Annotated in this window: 29 protein-coding genes and 1 pseudogene; 8 read left to right on the top strand and 22 right to left on the bottom strand. The window is 46.6% G+C overall.

Translation table 11 applies throughout. The features are described 5' to 3' along the window. Positions 1-232 precede the first annotated feature (232 nt). The gene (locus tag NIES2104_RS17185) at positions 233-1,486 is read left to right on the top strand and encodes a VWA domain-containing protein (protein WP_058999504.1); all 1,254 of its coding nucleotides are present in this window, start codon (positions 233-235) and stop codon (positions 1,484-1,486) included. Here NIES2104_RS17185 and NIES2104_RS17180 read toward each other — a convergent pair. Next, positions 1,458-1,910, bottom strand: a complete 453-nt coding sequence (locus tag NIES2104_RS17180) for a hypothetical protein (protein ID WP_058999503.1) — start codon at positions 1,908-1,910, stop codon at positions 1,458-1,460. The genes NIES2104_RS17185 and NIES2104_RS17180 overlap by 29 nt on opposite strands. Before the next feature lie 111 nt (positions 1,911-2,021). Here NIES2104_RS17180 and psb29 point away from each other — a divergent pair, with 111 nt between their 5' ends. From psb29 to NIES2104_RS17165, 3 genes are all read left to right on the top strand, one after another. Next, complete coding sequence (psb29, locus tag NIES2104_RS17175) at positions 2,022-2,741, top strand: photosystem II biogenesis protein Psp29 (RefSeq protein WP_263970982.1); 720 nt, start codon at positions 2,022-2,024, stop codon at positions 2,739-2,741. 107 nt (positions 2,742-2,848) lie between these two features. Continuing rightward, complete coding sequence (cynS, locus tag NIES2104_RS17170) at positions 2,849-3,289, top strand: cyanase (RefSeq protein WP_059001841.1); 441 nt, start codon at positions 2,849-2,851, stop codon at positions 3,287-3,289. 68 nt (positions 3,290-3,357) lie between these two features. Continuing rightward, a complete protein-coding gene (locus NIES2104_RS17165) occupies positions 3,358-4,038 on the top strand; it encodes a cation diffusion facilitator family transporter (protein WP_202815085.1) in 681 nt (226 codons plus the stop codon). Between the two features lie 31 nt (positions 4,039-4,069). Here the strand turns inward: NIES2104_RS17165 and lpxD are convergent, their stop codons facing one another. The 6 genes from lpxD to NIES2104_RS17135 form a co-directional block, all read right to left on the bottom strand. Then, positions 4,070-5,104 carry a UDP-3-O-(3-hydroxymyristoyl)glucosamine N-acyltransferase gene (lpxD, locus tag NIES2104_RS17160; protein WP_058999502.1) on the bottom strand — a complete coding sequence of 345 codons (1,035 nt, stop codon included), beginning with the start codon at positions 5,102-5,104 and terminating at the stop codon, positions 4,070-4,072. Next, the gene (gene rlmD / locus NIES2104_RS17155) at positions 5,105-6,493 is read right to left on the bottom strand and encodes a 23S rRNA (uracil(1939)-C(5))-methyltransferase RlmD (RefSeq protein ID WP_263970981.1); all 1,389 of its coding nucleotides are present in this window, start codon (positions 6,491-6,493) and stop codon (positions 5,105-5,107) included. 35 nt (positions 6,494-6,528) lie between these two features. Further along, positions 6,529-7,662, bottom strand: a complete 1,134-nt coding sequence (locus tag NIES2104_RS17150) for a glycosyltransferase family 1 protein (protein ID WP_059001837.1) — start codon at positions 7,660-7,662, stop codon at positions 6,529-6,531. Positions 7,663-7,729: 67 nt separating this feature from the next. After that, the gene (locus NIES2104_RS17145) at positions 7,730-8,881 is read right to left on the bottom strand and encodes an NAD-dependent epimerase/dehydratase family protein (RefSeq protein WP_058999500.1); all 1,152 of its coding nucleotides are present in this window, start codon (positions 8,879-8,881) and stop codon (positions 7,730-7,732) included. A 171-nt stretch (positions 8,882-9,052) separates the two neighbouring features. Beyond that, on the bottom strand, positions 9,053-9,643 hold the full coding sequence (locus NIES2104_RS17140; RefSeq protein ID WP_058999499.1) for a chromophore lyase CpcT/CpeT: 591 nt from the start codon (positions 9,641-9,643) through the stop codon (positions 9,053-9,055). Between the two features lie 54 nt (positions 9,644-9,697). Beyond that, entirely contained in the window at positions 9,698-10,840 is a 1,143-nt protein-coding gene (locus tag NIES2104_RS17135; RefSeq protein ID WP_058999498.1) for an esterase-like activity of phytase family protein, read from the bottom strand. Positions 10,841-10,960: 120 nt separating this feature from the next. Between NIES2104_RS17135 and NIES2104_RS17130 the strand changes: the two genes are divergently transcribed. Together NIES2104_RS17130 and NIES2104_RS33490 are read left to right on the top strand one after the other, a co-directional pair. Further along, on the top strand, positions 10,961-11,191 hold the full coding sequence (locus tag NIES2104_RS17130) for a type II toxin-antitoxin system Phd/YefM family antitoxin (RefSeq protein ID WP_058999497.1): 231 nt from the start codon (positions 10,961-10,963) through the stop codon (positions 11,189-11,191). A gap of 50 nt (positions 11,192-11,241) precedes the next feature. Beyond that, positions 11,242-11,514: pseudogene (locus NIES2104_RS33490) on the top strand (type II toxin-antitoxin system VapC family toxin); the annotation flags it as partial. A 182-nt stretch (positions 11,515-11,696) separates the two neighbouring features. On the opposite strand, the gene NIES2104_RS17120 reads toward NIES2104_RS33490, so the two are convergent. The 15 genes from NIES2104_RS17120 to NIES2104_RS17050 form a co-directional block, all read right to left on the bottom strand. After that, complete coding sequence (locus NIES2104_RS17120) at positions 11,697-11,927, bottom strand: type II toxin-antitoxin system HicB family antitoxin (protein ID WP_058999496.1); 231 nt, start codon at positions 11,925-11,927, stop codon at positions 11,697-11,699. Continuing rightward, positions 11,924-12,181: a type II toxin-antitoxin system HicA family toxin gene (locus tag NIES2104_RS17115; RefSeq protein ID WP_058999495.1), complete on the bottom strand. Its 258-nt coding sequence runs from the start codon at positions 12,179-12,181 to the stop codon at positions 11,924-11,926. Before NIES2104_RS17115 ends, NIES2104_RS17120 begins: the two co-directional genes overlap by 4 nt. A gap of 93 nt (positions 12,182-12,274) precedes the next feature. Beyond that, positions 12,275-12,619, bottom strand: a complete 345-nt coding sequence (locus tag NIES2104_RS17110; RefSeq protein ID WP_263970980.1) for a S1 RNA-binding domain-containing protein — start codon at positions 12,617-12,619, stop codon at positions 12,275-12,277. Beyond that, a complete protein-coding gene (locus tag NIES2104_RS17105; protein WP_058999494.1) occupies positions 12,616-12,876 on the bottom strand; it encodes a type II toxin-antitoxin system RelE/ParE family toxin in 261 nt (86 codons plus the stop codon). The genes NIES2104_RS17110 and NIES2104_RS17105 overlap by 4 nt, the downstream gene beginning before the upstream one ends. Continuing rightward, positions 12,873-13,121, bottom strand: coding sequence for a hypothetical protein (locus tag NIES2104_RS17100; RefSeq protein ID WP_058999493.1), 249 nt, complete (start codon positions 13,119-13,121; stop codon positions 12,873-12,875). Before NIES2104_RS17100 ends, NIES2104_RS17105 begins: the two co-directional genes overlap by 4 nt. 91 nt (positions 13,122-13,212) lie before the next feature. After that, a complete protein-coding gene (locus NIES2104_RS17095; RefSeq protein ID WP_058999492.1) occupies positions 13,213-14,049 on the bottom strand; it encodes a hypothetical protein in 837 nt (278 codons plus the stop codon). A gap of 139 nt (positions 14,050-14,188) precedes the next feature. Continuing rightward, complete coding sequence (locus NIES2104_RS17090; protein WP_058999491.1) at positions 14,189-14,539, bottom strand: ribulose bisphosphate carboxylase small subunit; 351 nt, start codon at positions 14,537-14,539, stop codon at positions 14,189-14,191. A gap of 16 nt (positions 14,540-14,555) precedes the next feature. Then, entirely contained in the window at positions 14,556-14,933 is a 378-nt protein-coding gene (locus tag NIES2104_RS17085; RefSeq protein WP_058999490.1) for a chaperonin family protein RbcX, read from the bottom strand. A gap of 75 nt (positions 14,934-15,008) precedes the next feature. Continuing rightward, on the bottom strand, positions 15,009-16,439 hold the full coding sequence (locus NIES2104_RS17080) for a form I ribulose bisphosphate carboxylase large subunit (protein ID WP_058999489.1): 1,431 nt from the start codon (positions 16,437-16,439) through the stop codon (positions 15,009-15,011). 392 nt (positions 16,440-16,831) lie between these two features. Further along, positions 16,832-17,233, bottom strand: coding sequence for a biopolymer transporter ExbD (locus tag NIES2104_RS17075; RefSeq protein WP_058999488.1), 402 nt, complete (start codon positions 17,231-17,233; stop codon positions 16,832-16,834). A gap of 9 nt (positions 17,234-17,242) precedes the next feature. Then, positions 17,243-17,860: a MotA/TolQ/ExbB proton channel family protein gene (locus tag NIES2104_RS17070; RefSeq protein WP_058999487.1), complete on the bottom strand. Its 618-nt coding sequence runs from the start codon at positions 17,858-17,860 to the stop codon at positions 17,243-17,245. Between the two features lie 93 nt (positions 17,861-17,953). Continuing rightward, positions 17,954-18,220 carry a hypothetical protein gene (locus NIES2104_RS17065; RefSeq protein ID WP_058999486.1) on the bottom strand — a complete coding sequence of 89 codons (267 nt, stop codon included), beginning with the start codon at positions 18,218-18,220 and terminating at the stop codon, positions 17,954-17,956. Between the two features lie 114 nt (positions 18,221-18,334). Continuing rightward, the gene (locus tag NIES2104_RS17060) at positions 18,335-19,330 is read right to left on the bottom strand and encodes a hypothetical protein (RefSeq protein WP_156426981.1); all 996 of its coding nucleotides are present in this window, start codon (positions 19,328-19,330) and stop codon (positions 18,335-18,337) included. Positions 19,331-19,489: 159 nt separating this feature from the next. After that, on the bottom strand, positions 19,490-20,242 hold the full coding sequence (locus NIES2104_RS17055) for a class I SAM-dependent methyltransferase (protein ID WP_058999484.1): 753 nt from the start codon (positions 20,240-20,242) through the stop codon (positions 19,490-19,492). A gap of 32 nt (positions 20,243-20,274) precedes the next feature. Further along, positions 20,275-21,069, bottom strand: coding sequence for a DUF2993 domain-containing protein (locus tag NIES2104_RS17050; protein ID WP_058999483.1), 795 nt, complete (start codon positions 21,067-21,069; stop codon positions 20,275-20,277). Between the two features lie 382 nt (positions 21,070-21,451). Between NIES2104_RS17050 and NIES2104_RS17045 the strand changes: the two genes are divergently transcribed. Next, positions 21,452-22,831, top strand: a complete 1,380-nt coding sequence (locus tag NIES2104_RS17045; RefSeq protein WP_058999482.1) for a tetratricopeptide repeat protein — start codon at positions 21,452-21,454, stop codon at positions 22,829-22,831. A 35-nt stretch (positions 22,832-22,866) separates the two neighbouring features. Further along, positions 22,867-23,199, top strand: a complete 333-nt coding sequence (locus NIES2104_RS17040; protein WP_058999481.1) for a hypothetical protein — start codon at positions 22,867-22,869, stop codon at positions 23,197-23,199. The last annotated feature ends 19 nt before the right edge of the window (positions 23,200-23,218 follow it).

Genomic DNA, 23,218 nt, shown 5'->3' with positions numbered 1-23,218 from the left:
CGGCGCAAGTCCTTTGAAAAGGACTAAGAGACTGAAACTGGCTCCCAGTCTACTTCAGTAGACTTTCGTCGGTTAGCCCGAAATTCATTTCAGGGCGAGATGCAATCGAAGCGAATAAACTTTATGTACTTTTCAAACACCCTCTAAAGATTCGGTTATCCGAATGCGGAGGGCGATCGAGATAAGCTGTAGTTGTTGGCATGTTTGAGTTCTCGACAGACGGAGCTTTCTTATGCAAGTCGGTTTGAAATGTGCGCTGAGTGATGTTCATCTAGACGCAATGCAGTTAAGCAGTCAGCGTCAGATTTCGATCGCGATCGAAGCCCTCCCCGATTCCACTCGCCGCGATATTCCCCTCAATCTTTGCCTGGTTCTCGACCAAAGCGGCTCGATGGAAGGTCGATCGCTCTCTACCGTCAAACAAGCCGCAGCAAGATTAATCGATCGACTCTCTCCCGGAGATCGATTGTCGATCGTGACGTTCAATCACAAAGCGAAAGTTCTTCTACCAAATCAAATCGTCGATGATCCAAATCGTTTGAAATCTGCCTTAGAGCGACTCGAAGCAGCAGGCGGAACCGCGATCGATGAAGGTATCCGACTCGGAATCGAAGAAACTGCTAAAGGCAAGAAAGAAACCGTTTCTCAAATGTTTGTGCTAACTGATGGTGAGAACGAACATGGAGATAACGATCGCGCTGTCAAACTTGCTCAAGTCGCGACTGGCTACGGTTTATCCATTAATTCGCTCGGATTTGGCGATCATTGGAATCAAGATATTTTAGAAAAAATTGCTGACGCAGGCTGTGGTGCGCTCTCGTACATTCAAGAACCGGAACAAGCGATCAAGGAATTTGGGCGATTATTCGATCGCGTTCAGTCGATCGGTCTGACGAATGCTTTTTTAAGATTGGCTCTCGCTCCCGGAACTCGACTAGCGGAATTGAAACCGATCGCGCAAGTGGCTCCGGAAACGATCGAACTTCTCGTACAGCAAGAAGGCGATTTAGCGATCGTTCGATTAGGCGATTTGATGATCGATTCTCCGCGTGTAATTTTGGCGAATCTTTATATGAATCAATTGCCAGAAGGAAAAAATACGATCGCTGAAATTCAAATCAAATACGACGACCCAGCGATCGGACAATCCGAGTTAGTGTCTGAAACATTCCCGATCGAAATTGCTTCTCAGGCGCAATATCAACCCGCGATCGATGCCAACGTTCAGCAAAGCATTCTGGCACTCGCGAAATATCGTCAAACTCAAATCGCTGAAACGAGATTAAAACAAGGCGATCGACACGGAGCCGTCACAATGCTACAAACAGCAGCAAAAACGGCACTACAAATGGGCGATCGAACAGCGGCAACCGTTTTACAAAACAATGCCACTCAACTGAATTCGGGTGAGGAACTCTCAGAAGCAGATCGTAAAATCACCCGACTCGTCTCGAAAACTACTTTGCAGGCGGCAGATTCTGAGTAGGGGTGGCAAACTCAACTGTCGGCAGCGCACAAATCTTTTTCGACATGGCTGGATCAGAATAGCGAGTCGTTTTCCAAGCTGCCGGAGAACCAATTCCATCCGTATAGATAATCTGATTTGTTCTGCAATTCACATCCGCATAGAGGAACTGAAACACGCCACTACAGCCCGATCCACTATTTTTATCCGCTGTTTGTAGCACAATCAACTGCCGAACGTTCTTATCAGTCCCATTCGGCTTCTCGCTGCGTCCCACGATGAATTCTGGATCAGCGTAGAACGCACAACCATCTCGACTCTGACGCATCAGTAGATCGTATTTTCTAATTACAAAATTATAGGTTTCCACATCGGGAAGAGCAGCAACAGCCACTCCTTGACCCAGAACCACAACCGAAAAAGCGATCATCGCAACCGTTTTCATAGAATCTCTGAGGCGAAAGAACGAGGGGCATGAACGATTTTGACAGATTCGAGTTCCCGATCGCAGACGAATCCTGGCAAAAAGAATATCGATCCCCCATTACCCTTTACAATGGTTCAACGTAGATCACCGAAAAATCCCGTGAATAGTGTCCGTACCGTTTCTGATACCAAGCGATCGTTTTACAGCCTCCACACCCGTCCGGTGAACTCGATTTACCGTCGTGTGGTCGAGGAATTAATGGTCGAAATGCACTTGCTTGCCGTCAACACGGACTTCCGCTACGACCCCTTCTATGCACTGGGTGTGGTGACGACGTTCGATCGCTTCATGCAGGGATATCGCCCTGAAGCGGATAAAGACTCGATTTTCAATGCGCTGTGTCGATCGATCGAATCTGACCCGCAGCAATATCGCGGAGATGCTCAGCGTCTGGTTTCTGCGGCATCTCAGAACGCTTGGGATTCTGTCTTGATTCCTGAAAAATCTGGAGAATTTCGCGACACGCTCAGCGCGATCGCATCCAATCCCAAATTCAAATACAGTCGCCTCTTTGCTGTCGGTCTTTACACCGTGATCGAAACCTCTAGCCCAGAGACGGTCAAAGATGCCGCTAAACTGACCGAAGCCCTGAAGCAAGCTTGCCAGGCGTTGAACATCTCTGAAGATAAAGCGCAGAAAGACCTAGAACTGTACCGCAGCAATCTAGAGAAAATGACGCAAGTCCAGGCTGTGATGGCGGATGCGCTGGCAGCCGATCGCAAGAAACGCGAAGAACGCGCCCAAGCCAAAGCAGAAGTTCCAAAAGACGAAGCAACATCCGAATCTTGATTGATTCAGAGGAGCGAGAAATCGTTCCTCTAATTTGTATCGATCGAAACAATCTCAAGTCATCGAATTCGCATAAAACTAAAACCGACCCGAATTTGATAGACACAATGACCATTCCAGAAATTACACAGAAACTCCTAGCCGCAAAGAAAGCGAAAGGGCTGACTTTCACCGACCTCGAAGCGGTACTAGGGCGCGATGAAGTTTGGATCGCTTCATTGTTTTATCGTCAATCCACTGCCACTGAAGACGAAGCCTCAAAATTATTAAATGCGCTGGGATTGAGTGAAGATCTGGCTGCTGAATTGACTCAGTGCCCGGTCAAAGGATTAGGTCCCATTGTCCCAACTGACCCGCTGATTTATCGATTCTACGAAATCATGCAGGTCTATGGAATGCCGATGAAAGATGTCATCCAAGAAAAATTCGGCGATGGCATCATGAGCGCGATCGATTTCACCCTCGACATCGAAAAGATCGAAGACCCGAAAGGCGATCGCGTCAAAGTCACGATGAATGGTAAATTCCTGCCTTATAAGAAGTGGTAGATTTTTAGGGCGTTCATCGGAAACTCATCTACACTGGTCAGAGTCATTGATCCCACTGTGTACGTGAAATGCCGATGATCGCTCCTCATTCTGTGAACTGTTCCTGTCCCGTCCACGATCCCCGAACTAAACAGCGTCAGCTTTTATCGGCGCTAATTGTGGTAGGGATTTTTGCAGGTGTAGAAGGTGCGATCGGCGTATCGAGTCACAGTCTGGCACTGGTTGCAGAGGCAGGACATCTCGTTTCCGATTGTTTTGCATTGGTGTTAGCACTACTCGCGACCCGAATCGCCCAATCTCCGATGCAGTGGGGTTGGATTGGCGAAAATACGGTTTCCGTTAAACCCAGTCGATCGCCGGAAACCTGGGCAGCACTATTGAATGGATTTGGACTCGTTCTCGTCTCGCTGTGGATTATTTGGGAAGCGATCGAGCGGTTCCAAACTGCAAGCCCTGAAATTTCCAGCTTACCGATGTTGATTACCGCGATCGTTGGTCTGATTGTCAACGGCATCAACATCACGATTCTGCACCAAGGCAGCGACCACGATTTGAACTTACGAGCGGCATTTCTGCATGTCGTTGCTGATGCGTTGGGAGCAATTGGCGTGATTTTTGCCGCGATCGCGGTTGCAGTCTTTCATTGGATGTGGGCGGATGGTGCGATTAGTTTAGCGATCGCGGTTCTGATTTTAGTTTCAACGATTCCCCTGATTCGCCAGAGTCTTCAAGAACTGCGCCGCTCCTGACAGGCAATTCAGTTAAAACCCATCTGTCCGGTCAAGATTCATCTAATCGCTTCTGAATCTGCTTAATCGCTTGATACATCTCAGGTAATCGAGTGTAGAGCGCCCAAGCTCTCAGAAATGTTCGATGTTCAACCGCAGGATAGCCGGACACCGTGACACCAGATTTCACATCGCTATGAACGCCCGTTCTAGCAGAAGCGATCGAGCCATCTCCCATTTTCGCCTCGTTTCCGACTCCAACCTGCCCCGCTAAAATCACCCGATTCCCGATCGTCGATCCGCCTGCAATTCCAACCTGAGCCGCAAACGCGCAAGCTTCCCCAACTTTCACGCCGTGTCCAATCTGCACGAAGTTGTCGAGCTTAGTATTGCGTCCGATGCGAGTTTCTCCAACGGCAGGACGATCGACTGCTGAATTGCAGCCAATTTCGACCCCATCTTCTAACACGGTGTAGCCCGCTTGTTCCATTTTCAGCCAGCCTTCACGAGTCGGCACAAACCCGAATCCCTCTGATCCAATCACTGCACCGGAATGGATCACACAATCCGCACCGATTTGACTCCGTTCTTGAATGGTGCAGTTTGCATGAAGGACTGTACGATCGCCAATCACTACATCCGGATAAACAACAACATTCGGATGAATACAAACGTGATTGCCAACTTTAACACCCGATTCAATGACAACATGAGCACCAATCGAAACTGATTCGCCAATCTGAGCAGATGGATCGATAACAGCAGTGGGATGAATTCGAGGCGCAGGCTTGTAGGGTTGGTAAAAAAGCGCGATCGCACTTGCAAACACCAATCGCGGCTGAGAAACCACAATCCACGCTAAACCGCGATCGATTGCAATTCCTTGCAATGTTTCATTCGCAGGCAGAATCACTGCGCTCGCCTGTGTTGCTTTCAATTGCTCAATGTATTTCGTGCTTTCTGCATACGTTAGCGTATTTGGAGTGGCATCTGCGATCGCGCTCACGCCAGTAATTTCTAATTCCGGTGTGTCACTGCTACTGGTGACTGATATGCCCAGTTTTTCAACCAAATCCTGAAACCGCATTTACTCCTCCACCCGTTTCAGAAATGCTGCACATTCGACATGAGCCGTTTGCGGGAAAAAGTCCGCAGGTTGTACTCGTGTGAGTTGATACGCATTATCCGCGCACAACAGTTTTAAGTCTCTCGCAAGTGTTGCAGGGTTACAACTGACGTAAACAATCTGTTTAGGTTTCTGTTGTCGGAGCGTTTCTAAAACAATGCCATCACATCCTTTACGGGGCGGATCAAGCATGACTAAATCCGGTTCAACAGAAAGAGATTGCAGTACTTTTTCCACAGATCCCACTTCAAAACTGACATTTTCGATGCCGTTTAGAGTTGCATTTTGTTGTGCCTGCTCGATCGCTTCGGGTTGAATTTCGATTCCGATCGCAGTTTTGACTCGTTGCGCGATCGGTAATGTCATCGTGCCAATCCCACAATAAGCATCAACAAAGGTTTCATTCCCTTGTAATTTCAATTGTTCCACAATCGCGAATAACAGCGCTTCTGCTTGTTCGGTATGCACTTGGAAGAAGGTATCGGCTCGAATGTGAAAAGTTAACCCTGCAAACTGTTCGCTCAAGAAGGGCTGACCTGCAATGCAGTATGTTTCTGTACCAAAGATTGTGTTTGTGCGATCGCGTTGCAGATTGATCGACACGCCCACTAAATTCGGATAACGCTCTAACCATTCCTGCGCTTGAGATTCTAAGTTCGGCAACTCTGGATCAGTCGTGATCAAGGTGAGTAAAACTTCACCGGTTCGCTGTCCAATTCTCAAAGACAAATGTCGCAATTGTCCCCGATGATATTTCTCATCGTAAACCCGCCATCCTTGCCGCTGAATGTCTTGTTTAATCTCAGCTAAAAATGGATTTAAGCGCTCATCCTGAATCGGACACTGATTAAGGTTCACAATCTGATGAGTGCCTTTCTGATAGTATCCTGCCTGTACTTGTCGATGTTGCGAGACTCCCAGCGGATAAGTCGCTTTATTGCGGTAGTGTAGCGGTTCACTAACATTGAAAACCGGATCAACCACTGCTTGATCAAATCCTCCGATTCGCGCCAACGCTTGCACAACCTGATTGCGTTTCGCCTCAAGCTGATATTCATAATCGACGTGCTGCCACTGACACCCGCCACACTTATCCGCCACGATACAACTAGGACGAACCCCATACGGAGAAGCTTCAAGGAGTTCATGGATCTTTGCATGAGCGAAATTCGGCTTCACGTGCATCAAACGGACGATCGCACGATCGCCTGTCACGGTATCCGGCACAAACACCACACGCGATCCGGCACGTCCCACACCATCGCCGCGATCGCTTAAATCCACGATCGTCACTTCAAGCAGTTCGCCTTGTTTCCACGTCGCTTCAATTGTCTCTAACTCTGGAGGCACAGTAATTTACCGATTTTTGACCTGTTCTATTCTAATCATCGAGCACAAGTCATCTTCGATTTTTCTAAAACGTTTTCGTAATAGTTCTCCAATTGTTTAGTAGCGGCTGACCAACTCCAGCGCTCCGCTTCGGTTCGGGCATTTTGTCGGAGTTGTTCACGTTCTTCAGGGCGAGATAACAATAATTGCGTTGCCGCGATCGCGCCCTTTTCATCAGTTGGATCAAATAAATACCCATTCACCCCATCTTCGACAATATCGGGAATGCCACCTGATCGCGCCGCCACTACCGGACATCCTGCCGCCATTGCTTCAAGCAAAACTAGCCCTAATGTCTCAGTCCGAGACGGAAACACAAACGCATCGGCAGACGCAAACGCAGAAGCTAATTCTTGACCCCCCAAGTAACCGACAAAGTTCGTATTCGTTCCCGCAAAATGCTTTTCTAACGTTTGGCGATTGGGACCATCTCCCACCAATGCCAATCGAGCATTCGGAATCGATTCGAGCACAGGTTTAATTTGATCGACTTCTTTTTCCGCCGACAATCGACCGACATAGAGCAAGAGCGGATCTTCGGGATGACCTTGAGAAAGGCGCGATCGCATTTCCAAACTGGCTAAATGCGGCTGAAACGTTTCCGTATCCACGCCCCGCTGCCAAAGATTCACCCGTTCGATTCCATGTTCGCTCAACGCCTGCATCATTGCGGTTGACGTGCAAAGATTAATCACAGCTTGATTGTGTCCCGCTTTGAGCAATTCCCAGAGCAACCCTTCCAAAGCCCCTAACCCATAGTGTTGAAGATATTCGGGTAAATGTGTGTGATAAGAAGCGACTAACGGAATGCTGTAGAGCTTGCTGTAAAACAGTCCTGCTAATCCTAAAACAGCAGGATTCACAATATGAATCAGATCCGGTTTGAAACGAGAAATTTCATCCCCGATCGCAGGTCGCGGTAATGCTAACTTCAATTCTGGATACAACGGCAGCGGAAACCCTGAAACGCCGTAAATTTTTGCACCTTTGTACTCAGTCAAACCGCCATCCGGTGAAAAGATCAGAACATCATTGCCCTGTCTCTGGAGATGATCAACCGTATGTTTTAACCGAGTCACAATACCATCAACTTTTGGCAGAAACGTTTCTGTAAATAAAGCAATTCGCATAAATGTCTGTGCAGGGGTCGATCGCAAAAAAAGCGATGATCCGAAAACCATCGCTTTCCAAATTGAGTTACCGTTTCCAGGTCACTTTCGGCAGAATCTCATCATTGTCTACGCGACCTTTGTACTTAATTGCAAAGTTCAACAACGAATCCAACAACGAATCTGATAGATAGTGCGGTTGCAGTCCCAAATCTAATAGATTGGTGTTCTTCGCATTGAAGTAATGTTCTTCTTTCTCGATGCGCGGATTGTCAAAGCTCTGCACTTCAACTTTTAAGCCCATGGCGCTTCCAGCCTTCTGCACCAAGTTCGCGATTTCGCCCACTCCGAATAGTTCAGTAAACTGGTTGAACACGCGGAATTCACCCGGATTAGCCGGAGTTTCAAGCGCCAATTCCACACAGCGAACCGTATCCCGAATGTCCAAAAATCCGCGAGTTTGTCCACCTTTTCCATAAACTGTTAGCGGATGTCCGATCGCAGCTTGAATGCAGAATCGATTCAGCGCTGTTCCGAACACACCATCGTAATCGAGACGATTAATCAGCATTTCGTCCATTCCGGTTTCTTCGGTCAGAACCCCGTAAACGATGCCTTGGTTCAAATCGGTTGCCCGTAAGCCCCAGATGCGACAGGCAAAGTGAATATTGTGCGAGTCATGCACTTTGCTCAGGTGATACATACTACCCGGTTGTTTCGGATATGGGAGTGTATCTTTGCGTCCGTTATGTTCGATCGTAATGTAACCTTCTTCGATATCGATGTTCGGTGTCCCATATTCGCCCATCGTACCGAGCTTGACCAAATGACAATCGGGGAACTTCTCTTTCATGATGTAGAGCAGATTGAGCGTTCCGACGACGTTATTGACCTGAGTGAGCACCGCATGTTCACGATCGATCATTGAAAATGGAGCCGATCGCTGTTCACCGAAATGCACGATCGCATCCGGTTGAAACTGCTCCATTGATTTGTTGAGAAATTCGTAGTTCGTAATATCGCCAATAAAAAGATCGATCTGTTTGCCTGTAAGGTCTTTCCAGCGTTGCAGCCGTTGTTTAATCGGCGCGATCGGGGTCAGTGTATCAATACACAATTCATTGTCCCAATGCCGCCGCACCAAGCTATCTAAAATACCAACCTCATGACCCCGATTGGACAAGTAGAGCGCGGTTGCCCAACCACAATAGCCATCACCACCAATAACTAGGACTTTCATGCTTGCTCAATCTTTTCTGCGGATACTTTGCCAAATCTACCAGGTTTCGGCACCGAGAAGATCGCAATTCATAACGACATTGCGCGAATTCCTGACTGTAATTTTCCAATTCGCGCAAATATCTATCTAACGGACTAAGTTTGATTGTTCAATCTGTGTATTACAGATCACCTAAACTTGCACTTCATCCGCAAAACTCGCCCACCGCACAAAGTCAAACGGTCCCGCCACCGATCCCCAAACATGTTCATCGGTTTCAGGGTCGCGTCCTCGATCGAGACTCGTAAACCGCTCTGCATCAATCTCAAATTCACTATCCAAGTAAGTCTCTTTCCCTTTGCGCGTCACCATACAAGCCTTTCCTGGTTCGACTTGTCCTTTAAAACCCTGCCCCGTCCATTCCACAATCATGTTGCATCCTGGAAGTTTCTCTAATTGATCCGCGTTCAATTCCTTTAATCGATTCAAATCGCGTGATGCCCCGTAAAACTTCTTCTCATCGCGCACTTGATAGTTCTCAATCTCAATGCGATCGTTCTTCTCGATTAGTTTCAGCACCCGCAACCGATACGGATCATTCAACATATAGTCATACGCCTGCTCGATAAAGAAACCCATTCCACCCAGCACTTCTTTCGGCAATGGTCGCATACAGACGCGAATGTGAGCATACATCGGCGGATTTTCAAATGCTTGTTGCTGATTGCTAAAATCAGCTGCCATCCAACGTGCCAATGTTGCAATATCGGTAGAGTGTGTCATGGTCGTCCTATCGAAATCTGGAATTTATTGTACGGTGTTGCGGGTAACAAGAAATCAACCTTTCAGACCTTTAATTTTGAACAGCAAAAACTGAGTAATCTGTCCCAAATTGTTAAAGTTATCGTCGCTAACCATCACCAAACTATGTGACCCATCTGGAAATCGTGCGCCGATCGTCATTCCTTCCAAGTTATCCAACCGCGTCCCCAACTGATTGAGATCCAGTAACAGTTCCTTTGCCGCAGGTTTCATCTGTGCGTTGCGGAGTGTCCCAAATGTCGAGATATCACTTGCGGTTCCGGTGGTCACTTGAAAAAGTTTGATCCGAAATCCAGCTAATCCAAACGATCGCTCTAGACTTAAAAAATGTCCGCCTTGGTCGATCGATAAAAATTCACTCAATCCATGGTCGATCATCCCAGTCGGTTTCGGATCTAACGGGTAAGCGTGTTCAGAAATAAGTGTTGATCGTCCTTCCCAAAGCTGATAATGCAGCATCCGATTCATCAAGCTTTCCTTGGTATTCGGCAATTCCAGATCTTGAACTAAAGGAGCCTCAACCACACTAAACAATCGAAACGGTTCAGCAGGTGGAGCCGTCGAAGCCCCAGCATTCAAAGTCAGTGATTCAAACGCTCGATTATCCTGAATACCACGAGTCTGCCCAATAATCTTTGCATCCGGCGAGTACGATTCCGGTAGGGTCAGTTTCCGCTTCAGTTTCCCAGTTTGCAGATCAAACTCTCCGATGAACGCTGGAACCTCTTCTTTCACCGCTCCTTCACTCGAAATGAACACAGAACCAAGCGGCGAAAGTGCAATTCCTTCCGGGTCAATTTTGTTTTTCCCGTAAGGTTGACCATTCTCATCGGTCAAAGTCGTGACATTCTGCACATCAACCGATTGAAGCGCGTTCTGATCAATCTGCAATTTCACTGTATAAAACCGGGCAGGTTGTCGATCGCTACGATCGTCCGAAACGACGTAATAAAGGTCTTTTTTGCGATCGTACGTAATCCCTGAGAGTCCCCCAACTGTTGTATCTTTGAACTGCTTATCGGTGAGAGTATAGCTACCGAGAAACTCGATCGACAGCGGCAAAAACAATCGATCCTCTGCGGTCACACGCGGCAAACTGCACCCTGTTAAGCCCAAAACACAGAGCAGCATAGCAAACCAAGAAATCCAACGGCGCATTGATCTTTCCTTGCAAATCACCGTTTTACTGTAGCGCGGGATGGGAAGCGATCGAGGTTATTTTTGGCGATCGCAGTTTACGGATCTAAGATTAAAAATGATGCAAACCCTCTAAGAAAAATGGACAGTATCGATCAAGCGAACGCAAATTTATCTCAACTGTTGTCGCGTGTAGAGCAGGGAGAAGAAATCGTAATTTCAGATCAAGGAGTTCCAGTTACGAAGTTAGTTCCAGTTGGCACAGCTTCACGTCGTCGATCGAGCTTAGGAGTCGATCAAGGCAAATTTGTTGTGCCAGAAGATTTCAACGACCCTTTACCAGACGATATCTTGTCAGCTTTCGAGGAATAATAAGCTTGAAACTTCTCCTCGATACACAGTGCTAGTTATGGTGGTTTGCTCAACCTGAGCGATTAAGTGCGTCAGCGATTGATCAGATTGCTAATGAAAGCAATGAAGTCTGGCTTTCGGTTGCAAGCGTTTGGGAGGTTGGTATCAAGTTCGCGATCTCAAAGCTTCCTCTTCCTGAACCGCCCGAAACCTATTTTTCAAGTCGAATGCAACAATTGGGTGCGCGATCACTGGAAATTAGTGCTGCTCATGCTCTACGTGCGGCTGCGCTTCCTCGACATCATAACGACCCATTCGATCGAATGCTGATTGCTCAAGCTTAAATCGAGTCAATGGTACTCGTAAGCTCAGATTCTGTATTTAAGCAATACGACGTTTCGATTCTCAAAGCAGGAAAGTCTTAGAAAGCGATTGCGCTCATCAGATTTTCCTCAAATGATTTCTCTAATCTCTCATACCGATCGAGAAATTGGCTTGGTGCGATCGCCTGTGATCAGATCTTGTATTAGCGAGAATTGCTATAGCTCAAAGCTTTCACCTTTTGAATTGCACCTTCAATATCCGGTAGAGATTGACCGTGCTTTTCTGCGGTTTCAATCCACAATCCTTTAACGACTTCCAGTTCTTCTAAGGTTTCATGCAGAGTCTCACCTTGAGCTAAACATCCTTTGAGTGCGGGAATTTCTGCAATATAGCCACCTTCGTTAGCGGGATAGATCACGATCGGATAATTCACGGTTGCTCCTCTTCATCTGTTGTAGTATCTATCTGCTCAATGAGTTCAATCACTCGTTTAACATAAATCGTTTTAACCTTGTTGTTATGAACGGGAACAACAAATGTGATTTCATCTTTCACAAAAATATGATGGCTACCAGTAATACGATCGAGTGTGAATCCCTCCTGTTCCAAAAGTTTCCGAATATCTGAGAATGTGGCGTTGTTGGGATTATTCTTTAACCGTTCACGCAGCTTTTCTCGCTTGCTCATCGTTGATCGCGCTCATCGGATTTTGCTCGAATGATTTCTCTAATTTCTCACATCGATCGAGAAATTGGCTTTGTGCGATCGCATGAGAAAAGATCAGGATTGTTCACTTGTCGCTGAAATTTTGAGCCGAACTAATGCTTTTTGCAACACGCTTGGCTTCACGCTTAACCAAATTTGATTGCGATCGTCTTCGATATACCCAATTACAACTGCACCGATCGGCGAACCAATATCCGGATACATCTCTGGAGTCATATCACCACGATCGACAAAATCCGTAATCTGAACCAGTCCTCGCACCCTTTCATCACTAATGTCTACAAAGATGCCAAACGGTGCATGATGCTCAACTTTGCCATGAATCAGTTCACCGAGTCGATAAGTTGACTTCACTTGATTCCAAAACGGATCACTCATTTCCTGAATCAAATCACTCATTTTCGATAGACATCTCTTCGGTGTCTGCACTGCGAAATCCGAATCGTTTGCTCTGCATCATCGATTCTGTATCGAATCCGATAATCACCCACACGAAGCCGATACTCATTTTTAGAGCCTTTCAATTTCACAGTCCCGCTAGGGCGTGGTTCATCTGCGAGGGATTGAATCTTCTCATCAACGCGCTCTTGAATGTCCTGAGGTAAATCATCAATCTGTTTCTGAGTAGCTTTTGAAACGATGATGACGTAACTCATGATGCTTTACTTTTTCTTTGCGCTAGATATTCATCGTAAGTCAAATAGTCACCTGCTGCATACTCGTCTTCAACAGCTTGAATTTCTGCTAAAGTCTCCGGATCATCTTCATAATCCGCTTCTTCATCTTCAAAGATTTTCTGCTCAAGCATTTCTTGAAGTTGCCGCTTTTCTTCTAGGTCAAGTGAAGCAATCACTTCTAAAAGTTCTTCAAGGCTCAATTGTAATTTGACGATCGCTGGCATGGCATTCTCCCTTAAATCATTCCTTCAATTATTGCTGAGAAACCAGAATGAGATCTCAGAGCTATCAAAGAAGATTTTTAACTAAGCTGTGTTACCAATATTTGGATTTTCTGTAATGTCTGGGAAACTGTAGAGGCGGTATTCCTACCTCTTCGCATAATCCAGAAAAAAGCTGAATAATTTCGGATCTGGTACTATTCATCCACTCTCCTACTTGAGAATCGCGAATATGATAGAATCTGCGCCCTTCGTGTTCGGGACCGATATGAATTTGCCCCTTTTGTACTGCTAAGGAATATCTAGAACGAGTAGCGCGTAGAAGATCAACAATTACATCCATTCTCTCTCGCCATTGCAGGTTAGATATGTAGGACTTGCCCTTAGATTGGGTCAGTACCACACCATCTCTTGCACGTAAAGAACCTGTACTGATCGCAGTAATAGTATCTTCAATTGCTTTATCAAACGCCTCCATCGAACCCTCCTCGTGAAAAGGATCTTGAAAAGCAGGTCGATCAAAACATTGCGAATAAAATCTTACAAGTTCAATATCTTCATCTTGCGTTGATCCGGGCAAGGGTGCTGAGTTCTCAACTGCTAGAAGTGCAGCACGTTCAGAAGTTTGTTTCCAAGCAATGAGCAAATCACCTGAAAATCTTCTTTCGTCACTATCAATTAGCTTGGCGCAGTTTTGACAAAGCCATATTCCATTATCTATAGATTTTCTTTCTTGGGATGTCATACGCAAATCATATCGCTTTCCACCTGGTGAAGCTGCTGAGATATGCGCTGCAACTCCAATATTTACTGCTCCTGTGGCATCTTCTTGCGGTCCACTTGTTGACTTTCGGCAGTTTGGATTAGAACAGCGATGACCTACACGAAGAGCAAGTGTATGCTTTGTCTTTGAATCAAAATCATCTCTCACGGCACTGGATCAAGAACTTCTAGACTACTTTAAGCTATTGCTTCTAGAATTTCTTGATTCATCCCCATTTTCACAATAAAAAAGGAGATGGAACAATCCACCTCCTCGAATTTGCAGAACTAACTCTGCGAATCAAAAATTAATAGCGATAACCGCTGCCACTAGAAGAACCCGGTTTGTGAACGATAAAGCTCATCACTTGGCACTGTTTAATATTGTCAAACGCAACTACACGGATGTAGCAGTTTGAGTATTCAGAGCGGCACTGTTGCACTTCGTTCAAGACTTCTTGGGGATTTTTGGCACTGAACAGCGGCAACTTCCACATTGTCCAGTAGTAGATTTCTGGTGCAGAAGATTCGTTGAACTCGACGCAAGGGAAATAACCTTGGTCGATCGTATATTGAATCTGACGCGCGATTTGAGCGTCGGTCAAAGCAGGCAGATAAGAAAACGTCTCAAAACGCTGCTCTTTGGGTAGAGTTTTCATGAAATCCTCAAGAATGTTAGTGATCAGGGTCGGAATCTTGTGATTCGATCGTTAAATCGACTTGCGTCATGCGTTCGAGCTGTTTGCGGCGTTGTTCCATGTTCGATTGCTGCATTGACGATCGCAACATTTCCGGCAGTACATCCGCGATCTCTTCAGCAAGATGTTCTCTCACCGTCAAAATCCGAAACGCTAAATCTTGCCGTTCTCGAAACATTGCTTCCATAAACGCTTCCCCGTCTGTGATACTTTCCCGTGAGGAAAACTTGTGCAGCCAGTAAGCCTTTTTTGGATCAGTTTCGTCTAGCTGAGCATAAACAACTCGGACAGCCTGATACGTCAAGTAGCTAATCAGCGTCTTCGACGTATCTTTCGCAATTCGCTTCAGATCCATGATGTGGATGATGAGTTTTAGATTTTAGAGCCTGGACAGACTGCCCAAACTCTAAAATCCGCGATCAATTGGTCATCAGACGGTATCAACAGCTTCAAACTCGAACTTGATTTCTTTCCACAGTTCACAAGCTGTTGCCAATTCAGGTGACCAGCGGCAAGCTTCACGAATAATGTCGCCGCCTTCACGCATGAGGTCACGACCTTCGTTCCGAGCTTGGACGCAAGCTTCAAGCGCAACACGGTTCGCGGTTGCACCCGGCGCGTTACCCCAGGGGTGTCCGAGGGTTCCACCACCGAACTGAAGCACGGAGTCATCTCCGAAGATTTCAACCAGTGCAGGCATGTGCCAGACGTGAATACCACCCGAAGCAACCGCCATCACACCCGGCATCGATGCCCAGTCTTGAGTGAAGTAGACACCACGGGACGGATCACGCTCAACATAGTTTTCACGCAGCAAGTCGATGAAACCAAGGGTGATCGCTTTGTCGCCTTCGAGTTTACCCACAACGGTTCCGGTGTGGATATGGTCTCCGCCCGACATCCGCAAGCACTTGGACAACACGCGGAAGTGGATACCGTGGTTCTTCTGACGGTCAATCACAGCGTGCATTGCACGGTGAATGTGCAACAGCACACCGTTCGCACGGCACCATTTCGCCAAGGTGGTGTTTGCGGTGAAACCTGCGGTCAAGAAGTCGTGCATGATGATCGGCATTTCGAGTTCTTTCGCAAATGCTGCACGTTCGAGCATATCTTCGCAGGTCGCAGCGGTCACGTTGAGGTAGTGACCTTTGATTTCACCTGTTTCTGCTTGCGACTTGTGGATGGCATCAGCCACGAACAAGAAGCGATCGCGCCACCGTTGGAACGGCTGCGAGTTGATGTTTTCGTCGTCTTTGGTGAAGTCCAAACCGCCGCGCAGACATTCGTACACTGCACGTCCGTAGTTCTTCGCGGACAGACCGAGTTTTGGCTTGATGGTACAGCCGAGCAGCGGGCGACCATATTTGTTGATTTTGTCGCGCTCGACTTGAATTCCGTGAGGAGGACCTTGGAAGGTTTTCAAGTAAGCAACGGGAATCCGCAAATCTTCAAGACGCAGCGCTTTCAACGCTTTGAAGCCGAAGACATTACCCACTAACGAAGTCAGCAGGTTCGTGACCGATCCTTCTTCAAACAGGTCGAGCGGATATGCAATGTAAGCGATGAATTGGCTATCTTCGCCACGGACAGGCTCGATATCGTAGCAGCGTCCTTTGTAGCGATCGAGGTCGGTTAACAAGTCCGTCCAAACGGTCGTCCATGTGCCCGTCGAGGATTCAGCAGCAACAGCAGCAGCAGCTTCTTCGGGAGGAACGCCAGGTTGAGGAGTCACCCGGAACGCTGCCAAAATATCGGTATCTTTAGGCGTGTAGTCTGGGGTGTAGTACGTTAAGCGGTAATCTTGTACCCCAGCCTTATACCCAGCTTTCGCTTGGGTTTGGGTTTGAGCGTAGGACATATCTCCCTTCCTGTAATGAAAAACGATGGAAAACCTTGAGCAGACATCACCAACAGTGACCAGGAAAATTCCCTGACCGAATGTGGTCGGCATTCATACCTAATCACTGGGGATCAGCTTGCCATACATGATCCCATGTTTGGAGACAGTTTGTTTATTCCGACTGTTCTCCGGTGCATAGGCTCGGACGATCTGAATCATATCAGGATTTCAATAAGCTTCACTTAAGAGAATCTGTGTTCATTAATAAAAAAATGTTATGAGAACTGTGGAAATGTTACGTTTGGCGGATGAAAGCTTAAGAAATCTTTAAGCAGCTCATTTGCACCAGAAGATGCGCTTGATGTCAACCAGATCACATTAGGATTTTTCTCAGAATTGTTCAGCTTTCGTTATGGTTGGCGAGTTGCGATACCGAGGCGAATCCCAGGAATTGATCGCAATCGATCCATCACGGTAATCACTTGCCCATGTGGAACTCGTTCATCGGCTTGGATAATAACAACCGATTTAGGATTGCGGGTGAGAATTTCCCGAACGGCAGCCGGAAGCGTATCAATGACGATCGACTTTTTATCGACGGCAATTTCTCCTTTTTGATCGATCGTCACCACGATTTGAGGCGCTTTCTGAGATTCAGCGGTAACGGCTCTGGGAAGTGCAACGGGCAGACCTTGCGATCGCGTTAAAAACAAAGTCGAAATAATAAAGAAGGTCAGCAGCGCAAACACCACATCGATCAGCGGTGCAATATAAATTTGGGGTGGCAGATCCGGTTCTTCAGGTAGGCGCATTGTTTAACCTCACATTGCATGACGGCGGCGGTACAGCAATTCTAATTGCCCGCCATATTCTTGAATTAACGCTAGTTGGCGGGTATAGAGTCCCCGGAACATATTGGCAAAAAATAAAGTGAAGATCGCGACTACTAAGCCGGATGCCGTTGAAACAAGCGCTTCACTAATCCCGCCTGTCACACCTCTAGTATTCGTTCCAGCGATGTCACCGATTCCCAATGAAGAAAATGAAGTGATCAACCCTGTGATCGTTCCAAGCAATCCGAGTAAGGGAGCAAGACCGACGATCGTATCGAAGATTGTATTAAATCGTTTCAGCAATGGAATCTCTGCCAGTCCCGCGCTTTCGAGTGCTAATCGAAATTCTTCAGGGGTCGCTTGTTCGAGTTCCAGAGCCGCAATGAAAATTCTAGCGATCGGCAAATCTGCATTTTTTTCCAGCATTTGAAATGCCGCGATCGGATTGCGTTTATACACGCTCAGGACTTCTCTCGCGACTCGCTGTTGACGCTGAGAAATCTTAACCCAGAACAGCGATCGTTCCAGAATCAGTACCACTGCCAGGATCGAAAACAGCAGCAGCGGAATCATCACAAATCCACCAGCAATCAACCAATTGGGCATGAGCAATCACGATCGTTTGAACAATCACCCATTATGAAGGAAGGAAGTTCGATCGTGACAGTTTGAAGCGGGTGTTTTTTGGCGATCGTATTCTTAACTAGCTGAATCTTCCTCTAATGCCTGGATACGCTCTTCATCCGTTAGTTTGGGAAACGCTTCTGTCTGTTCTTCATACTCATAAATCAACATCCCTAGAACCCGCAGATAATCGCGAGTATCATCATTCAAAGGATGGTTCAAGACTTGATTAATCCGATCTTGCGTTGCTCGTAGCAATGCTTCATCTTGAATTGGGCGCGGCGGAAACTCTATTACCAACCGTAAGTAAAAATCACTAGGAGTTTTGATACCAGTCGTCATTCTTCAAGTCTCCTTGCCATGCTCTGCATGAACTTCGTCGTATCAATTTAGTGCAATCGTTCACTATTCACTAAAGCTTTGTACCAGATTAATACTGGTACAAAGTCTAAGAAATTAACGCTTCGGACAAGCTTTGACTTCAACCGGAAAGCACTCGCCTTGAACATTACAAGTCTTAGCGCTGTAGTTCCCGTCTTTGAGTTGCAGTGAGAAAGCTTGAGGGCTGAAACCTCCAGCTTTTTGCTCCTTCTCTGGTTGAGCAGTCACAAGCATCAAGACATTATCAGAATTGTCCAAAATCAACATTTGCTTGCTTAACTCGGTTTGCGCTTGATCAAGTAGGTCGCGCTTGCGGCGCTGAACGTTCTGAAGCTGTAGAGTCCGAAATTCTTTAGCGCGTTGATCGATCGAGCTTGGATTCGATCGGAGCGTTTGCAGCTCACTCAGCGTACGTTTGGCTTGTTGCAATTGTTCGTCTTTCAACTGACCTGAACTAATCGCTGCATTAAGTTGTTTGATTTGGTCATCGAGTTGCGATCGCTGTTTTTCGTCACTTAGCAATGATCGAATTTGTGCAGTCCGCTGTTTGATTTGTTCTTCAAGTTGTTGTTCTGCCAATTTTGATTCTGATTCAATCTTTTGCTGTGTCTGCCGAAATCCCAAAACTACATCCGCTTTGGCATCTTTGAGCACAGTAGCTTGAGCATTCGGATCGCTTAGAATCATCTGAAGATTTTGCTGAATTTTCTTTGCACGCTCTAACGCTTCACCGTTCAGACTTCCACTTTCAATTCGCTGCTTCACTTGTGCAAGTTCATACTCAGTTGTCGATCGCTGCTTTAACCGATTCGACCATAGAAACATTTGTCGCCGTAACCATCCATCCGTGTCTACATCACTGACTTTTACCGGAATGACAGATGGTTTTGCCGTAAGAGTCGAGAGCATTCCTCGATCGCCTTCTAGCTTCAATTCTCTTTCAGCGATCGTGCCATTGAATGAATAAGAAAGCCGCCAGCAAGCGTAGATTGGTGAAGGAATTTCCTGTTGTGCGATGTCGTCATACTGTTCTGCGGCGATAGCCTGCGGAAACGCGCTAGAAACTAGCAAACAGCAAGAAAAAAGAAGTGTCAGACGAATCAAACCCTGCAAAATTTTGCTCATGTCTTTCTGCAAACTATATTTAGCAGGGTCATTCTAGGCGAATTGTCAGAATTCAAAACTGACAGATTCTCGTAGTTTTGCAATTTTTGAGCACTCTATCCAAGGTCAGGACGGCTTCGACAACTTGAAAACGACAGAATAAGGAAGATTCTGACACTTGAATAATTCTTGTTCGTTTTTGGCGAGATGTGCTCGATCACCCTTTAGTCTCGGCTCCTCAAAATCAATCACATCGAAGCCCGCTGCCTTAAATGCTTTCCAATAATCCGATAGAGGTCGGTGAAACCAAATGAAATCGCTGGTAAAGTGCTTCCACGGTAGGTCTTGACGTTTCTGCCGCCCGAAGTACGATTCTTTCCAGTGATAAATGATGGATCGATCGTCATGCAAAACCGCCGCTCCTTGATCAAAACAAGGATGTGAAAACACTAAAACTGCGACTCCGCCCGGTTTCAAGACTCGGTAGAAAGCTTGAATTGCCTCTTCTAAATCGGGTAGATCCATCAGAACATAGTTAGAAACAAGCAAATCGAAGTCTTCATCTGGAAGTGTTCTGAGTTCTGAGCAAGAATCTTGGTGAAAGTCGATCGATGATCCTGCCGATTTTTGTTGAGCGAGCGCGATCATTTCAGAAGACAAATCAATCCCGGTGACAATCGCACCTTTCTGAGCAAGTTGGCGCGATAGATACCCAGTTCCACAACCTGCATCCAAAACAAGCCGCTCGTTGACATCGCCAACAAATTGCCACAACACCGGATCAGAATTGAGAATGCGATTACGATCGCCCAAATCCCCAACCTGAATGTCCCAATCCTGAGCTTTCTGGTTCCAAGACTCGTAGATTTCCTGTTCCATCGATTCGGAATGATAAACCACGAGGCTCAATATTAACCCTGTTTTGGAAAATGTGTTACTTCTGCATAACCGCTGAAAATTAGCTTATCGCCTTCGGTTTCCAATCGATTCAGGCGCATTGTTACGCCATCAAGATTAAAGCGATCGAGATCCACCATGTTATTCAGAATCTCAGCAAATGTATTGCTTAAAAGCTCTGAAACGCCCCGTTGGTCTTCAGGAATCTCACCGCCGACAAATTGAGGATTTTGGAACAGAATGCGGCGACGACGTTCGATCTCGATCGTGGCAGTCAAATTAATCGGAATTAACCCATTCGGTAAGCTTGCTTTTGCAAAAATCTGAATCTGATTTTCGGGAAGCAACTTCAATTCGACATCCGAAAACGAGACGGGTTCGCCTCCAGAAAGATTCATCAAAGCAGGATCAGTTACATTTTCCATTCGAGGCTTGACGAGTTCCGATCGAAACGCCTTGTTAATTCCTGCCTCGGTCAAAATCACTTTCGCGACTGCTTGCGCGGCTTGTTTGAGGCGGATCTTTCCAGAGAGAACAGAACCGAAATCGATCGACACCGCATCGGTTTCAAACCACATCTCCTCAACCCAGAACTCGCGGCGAATCAGCAACCCACGCCCGCTCATCTTGAAACTATCAATACTTCCTTGCAGTAGCTTGCTCGATGGAAAACATTTCAAGGCGACATCCACAGATTCACTTTGCGTAAATAAGTGGCGAATCGATTGGCTCAGGACAGAGTTCAGCATTTGTTCGCCAAAATCCGTTTTATTGGAAGGGGGCTTAAAGCCAGTAAATCCGCCGAACATAAGCATTTTGTTTATCTAGCTCCACCTATTATGTAACAGATTATTAAGACTAGCAACAAACGATAAATAGATAGAGGCAATGCAAGGCTTCAGTGATCTGAATCAGTCGTTTGTCTGGAGTTCGTAATCACAGCCGCTTAATGAAAGATGTGTAAACTCCGTTGACGTTCCCCGGATATCTAAGCAGAATTACGGAAGTAAGGTATAGCATTACGTATCACCTTACGGAGATTTCGAGTCAGGGGTCAGCAAGAACGCTGATCTTAGCTCATCACTCAGGGGTCTGGTTGAATTCCCAAAATCGGGTTGCATCACCTTCAACGTAATCAAACATAACTTAATGAAACCACTAAACGTAGGTTTAGTGTGATTTGGAGGTGCTATGACAAACATAAGCTGCGATAACAAAAACGCTTCTCAAGGTTGGCTGGGACGTGCGATCGCACTTTGCCAGAACGGTTGGTACGAAGCCGCGATCGCTTGTCTCGATCACGCCGAAACCACCGACCCCGATGCTTGGCAGTATCGCGGCTATGTTCTGGGCAAACTCGGACGATTTGAAGCCGCGATCGCTTGCTATGAAAAAACCTTTGAACTCGGATGCACCGACGCAAAAGCCTGGTACAACTGTGGGCAAGCCTTGATCAAACTGAAACGCTACGACACAGCGATCGCACAATACGATCAAGCGATCAAACTCGATCCCCAGAATCCTAAACCCTGGTATCAGCGAGGAAAAGCCCTTGCCTACTTGGGACGCTATCAAGAAGCACTCCGAAGTTTAGAAAAAACAGTCGAATTGCAGCCAAAGTATTACAAAGCTTGGGGCTATCGAGCGCAAATTCTCGGCAAACTTGGCTCATACCACGAAGCCATCAAGAGCGTGAATCAAGCGCTGAGATTTGAGCCTGACGATGTTCATCTCTGGAACTTCAAAGCTTACGGATTATGGAAGCTTGATCAGCATTCTGAAGCGTTGGAAAGTATTAATACAGCACTAGCTTTGCTTCCCAAAGGAAACGCACTCACACCAAAAAGCTACCAGCCTTGGTGTATGCGGGGAATGATTCTCGGTTCGATGGGCGAGTTTGAACGAGCAAGTGCAAGTTTTACGCAAGCTTTGGAAATGCAGCCGAATGAAATGTCTGCGCTGTTAAATCAAGCGATCGTACTTCGCAAACTCGGACGACTCGAAGCGGCTCTGAGCTACATCGATCACGCATTAACGATCGATCCCCAAAACTTTAAACTCTGGGTGGTTCGTGCGCTGATCTTGTGGGAACTCAAACGAGTGGAAGAAGCGCTGAAAAGCCTCGATCGTGCACTTCTCCTTCATCTCAATCACCCGAAAGTTTGGCAGTATCGCGGCACGATCTTAGACAGCATCCAGCGGCATGATGAAGCGATCGGTAGCTACATTCGCGCCTTAATGATCGAGCCGTATGATTCGGAAGGCTGGGTTTCTCTCGGTTCTGCCCTTCAAAATGCCGGACGATTCGATGAAGCGATCGTCTCTTATGACAAAGCGTTAGGGATCGAGCCAGATGATGCAGGAGTCTTCTATTACGAGGCTTGCTGTTACGCGATGCAGAATAATCCAGATTGGGCGTTAGAACATTTAAGACGTGCGATCGCGCTTGCTCCTGGATACCGAGAAATTGCTGCAAATGATTCTGTGTTTGAGAAACTGCATCAGGATTTTCGGTTTCAAGCCCTGATTCATTCGTGTTCTGTCGCAAGCGTGATGACAGAGATAGGTTAATTTCATTGGATCAAAGAAAGCCTAATCCTTAGTTCATGAAACGACTTCTCATCATTGCAGGCATCAGCGCTCTGATCCTCACCGTCATTCAGCTATTTTCGCCCGCTCAGGCACAAATTGGACTGGTCGAATCACGACTAACGCGAGTTGAATCTGAACTGATTGGGATTCGATCTCAGTTAAATCAACTCTCTGGGAATCGTTCCGCTCCAGGTGTTTCTGTGCCTGCTCCCTCAAATCTTCCGATTCCATCTCGCCCTTCGAGATTTTCGGATGCCCAATTCGATCGACTTGCGACCTTAGTGATCGAATCTCGCGATCGCACTAAAGCACTCGAAGATAGAGTCGCAAAGCTGGAGAGACGATGATTTTCTGCGTACTTTTCTC

It is taken from the genome of Leptolyngbya sp. NIES-2104 (assembly GCF_001485215.1).
In the GTDB taxonomy this organism is placed as follows: Bacteria; Cyanobacteriota; Cyanobacteriia; order Leptolyngbyales; family Leptolyngbyaceae; genus Leptolyngbya.
This window is presented reverse-complemented; position numbering and strand designations above follow the sequence as displayed.

Excerpts from the sequence above, each read along its gene's own strand:
- NIES2104_RS17185 (WP_058999504.1), top strand. The coding sequence starts at position 233 with ATGCAAGTCGGTTTGAAATGTGCGCTGAGTGATGTTCATCTAGACGCA.
- NIES2104_RS17180 (WP_058999503.1), bottom strand. The coding sequence starts at position 1,910 with ATGAAAACGGTTGCGATGATCGCTTTTTCGGTTGTGGTTCTGGGTCAA.
- psb29 (WP_263970982.1), top strand. The coding sequence starts at position 2,022 with ATGGTTCAACGTAGATCACCGAAAAATCCCGTGAATAGTGTCCGTACC.
- cynS (WP_059001841.1), top strand. The coding sequence starts at position 2,849 with ATGACCATTCCAGAAATTACACAGAAACTCCTAGCCGCAAAGAAAGCG.
- NIES2104_RS17165 (WP_202815085.1), top strand. The coding sequence starts at position 3,358 with ATGCCGATGATCGCTCCTCATTCTGTGAACTGTTCCTGTCCCGTCCAC.
- lpxD (WP_058999502.1), bottom strand. The coding sequence starts at position 5,104 with ATGCGGTTTCAGGATTTGGTTGAAAAACTGGGCATATCAGTCACCAGT.
- NIES2104_RS17150 (WP_059001837.1), bottom strand. The coding sequence starts at position 7,662 with ATGCGAATTGCTTTATTTACAGAAACGTTTCTGCCAAAAGTTGATGGT.
- NIES2104_RS17145 (WP_058999500.1), bottom strand. The coding sequence starts at position 8,881 with ATGAAAGTCCTAGTTATTGGTGGTGATGGCTATTGTGGTTGGGCAACC.
- NIES2104_RS17140 (WP_058999499.1), bottom strand. The coding sequence starts at position 9,643 with ATGACACACTCTACCGATATTGCAACATTGGCACGTTGGATGGCAGCT.
- NIES2104_RS17135 (WP_058999498.1), bottom strand. The coding sequence starts at position 10,840 with ATGCGCCGTTGGATTTCTTGGTTTGCTATGCTGCTCTGTGTTTTGGGC.
- NIES2104_RS17130 (WP_058999497.1), top strand. The coding sequence starts at position 10,961 with ATGGACAGTATCGATCAAGCGAACGCAAATTTATCTCAACTGTTGTCG.
- NIES2104_RS17115 (WP_058999495.1), bottom strand. The coding sequence starts at position 12,181 with ATGAGCAAGCGAGAAAAGCTGCGTGAACGGTTAAAGAATAATCCCAAC.
- NIES2104_RS17110 (WP_263970980.1), bottom strand. The coding sequence starts at position 12,619 with ATGAGTGATTTGATTCAGGAAATGAGTGATCCGTTTTGGAATCAAGTG.
- NIES2104_RS17105 (WP_058999494.1), bottom strand. The coding sequence starts at position 12,876 with ATGAGTTACGTCATCATCGTTTCAAAAGCTACTCAGAAACAGATTGAT.
- NIES2104_RS17100 (WP_058999493.1), bottom strand. The coding sequence starts at position 13,121 with ATGCCAGCGATCGTCAAATTACAATTGAGCCTTGAAGAACTTTTAGAA.
- NIES2104_RS17090 (WP_058999491.1), bottom strand. The coding sequence starts at position 14,539 with ATGAAAACTCTACCCAAAGAGCAGCGTTTTGAGACGTTTTCTTATCTG.
- NIES2104_RS17085 (WP_058999490.1), bottom strand. The coding sequence starts at position 14,933 with ATGGATCTGAAGCGAATTGCGAAAGATACGTCGAAGACGCTGATTAGC.
- NIES2104_RS17080 (WP_058999489.1), bottom strand. The coding sequence starts at position 16,439 with ATGTCCTACGCTCAAACCCAAACCCAAGCGAAAGCTGGGTATAAGGCT.
- NIES2104_RS17075 (WP_058999488.1), bottom strand. The coding sequence starts at position 17,233 with ATGCGCCTACCTGAAGAACCGGATCTGCCACCCCAAATTTATATTGCA.
- NIES2104_RS17070 (WP_058999487.1), bottom strand. The coding sequence starts at position 17,860 with ATGCCCAATTGGTTGATTGCTGGTGGATTTGTGATGATTCCGCTGCTG.
- NIES2104_RS17065 (WP_058999486.1), bottom strand. The coding sequence starts at position 18,220 with ATGACGACTGGTATCAAAACTCCTAGTGATTTTTACTTACGGTTGGTA.
- NIES2104_RS17055 (WP_058999484.1), bottom strand. The coding sequence starts at position 20,242 with ATGGAACAGGAAATCTACGAGTCTTGGAACCAGAAAGCTCAGGATTGG.
- NIES2104_RS17050 (WP_058999483.1), bottom strand. The coding sequence starts at position 21,069 with ATGTTCGGCGGATTTACTGGCTTTAAGCCCCCTTCCAATAAAACGGAT.
- NIES2104_RS17045 (WP_058999482.1), top strand. The coding sequence starts at position 21,452 with ATGACAAACATAAGCTGCGATAACAAAAACGCTTCTCAAGGTTGGCTG.
- NIES2104_RS17040 (WP_058999481.1), top strand. The coding sequence starts at position 22,867 with ATGAAACGACTTCTCATCATTGCAGGCATCAGCGCTCTGATCCTCACC.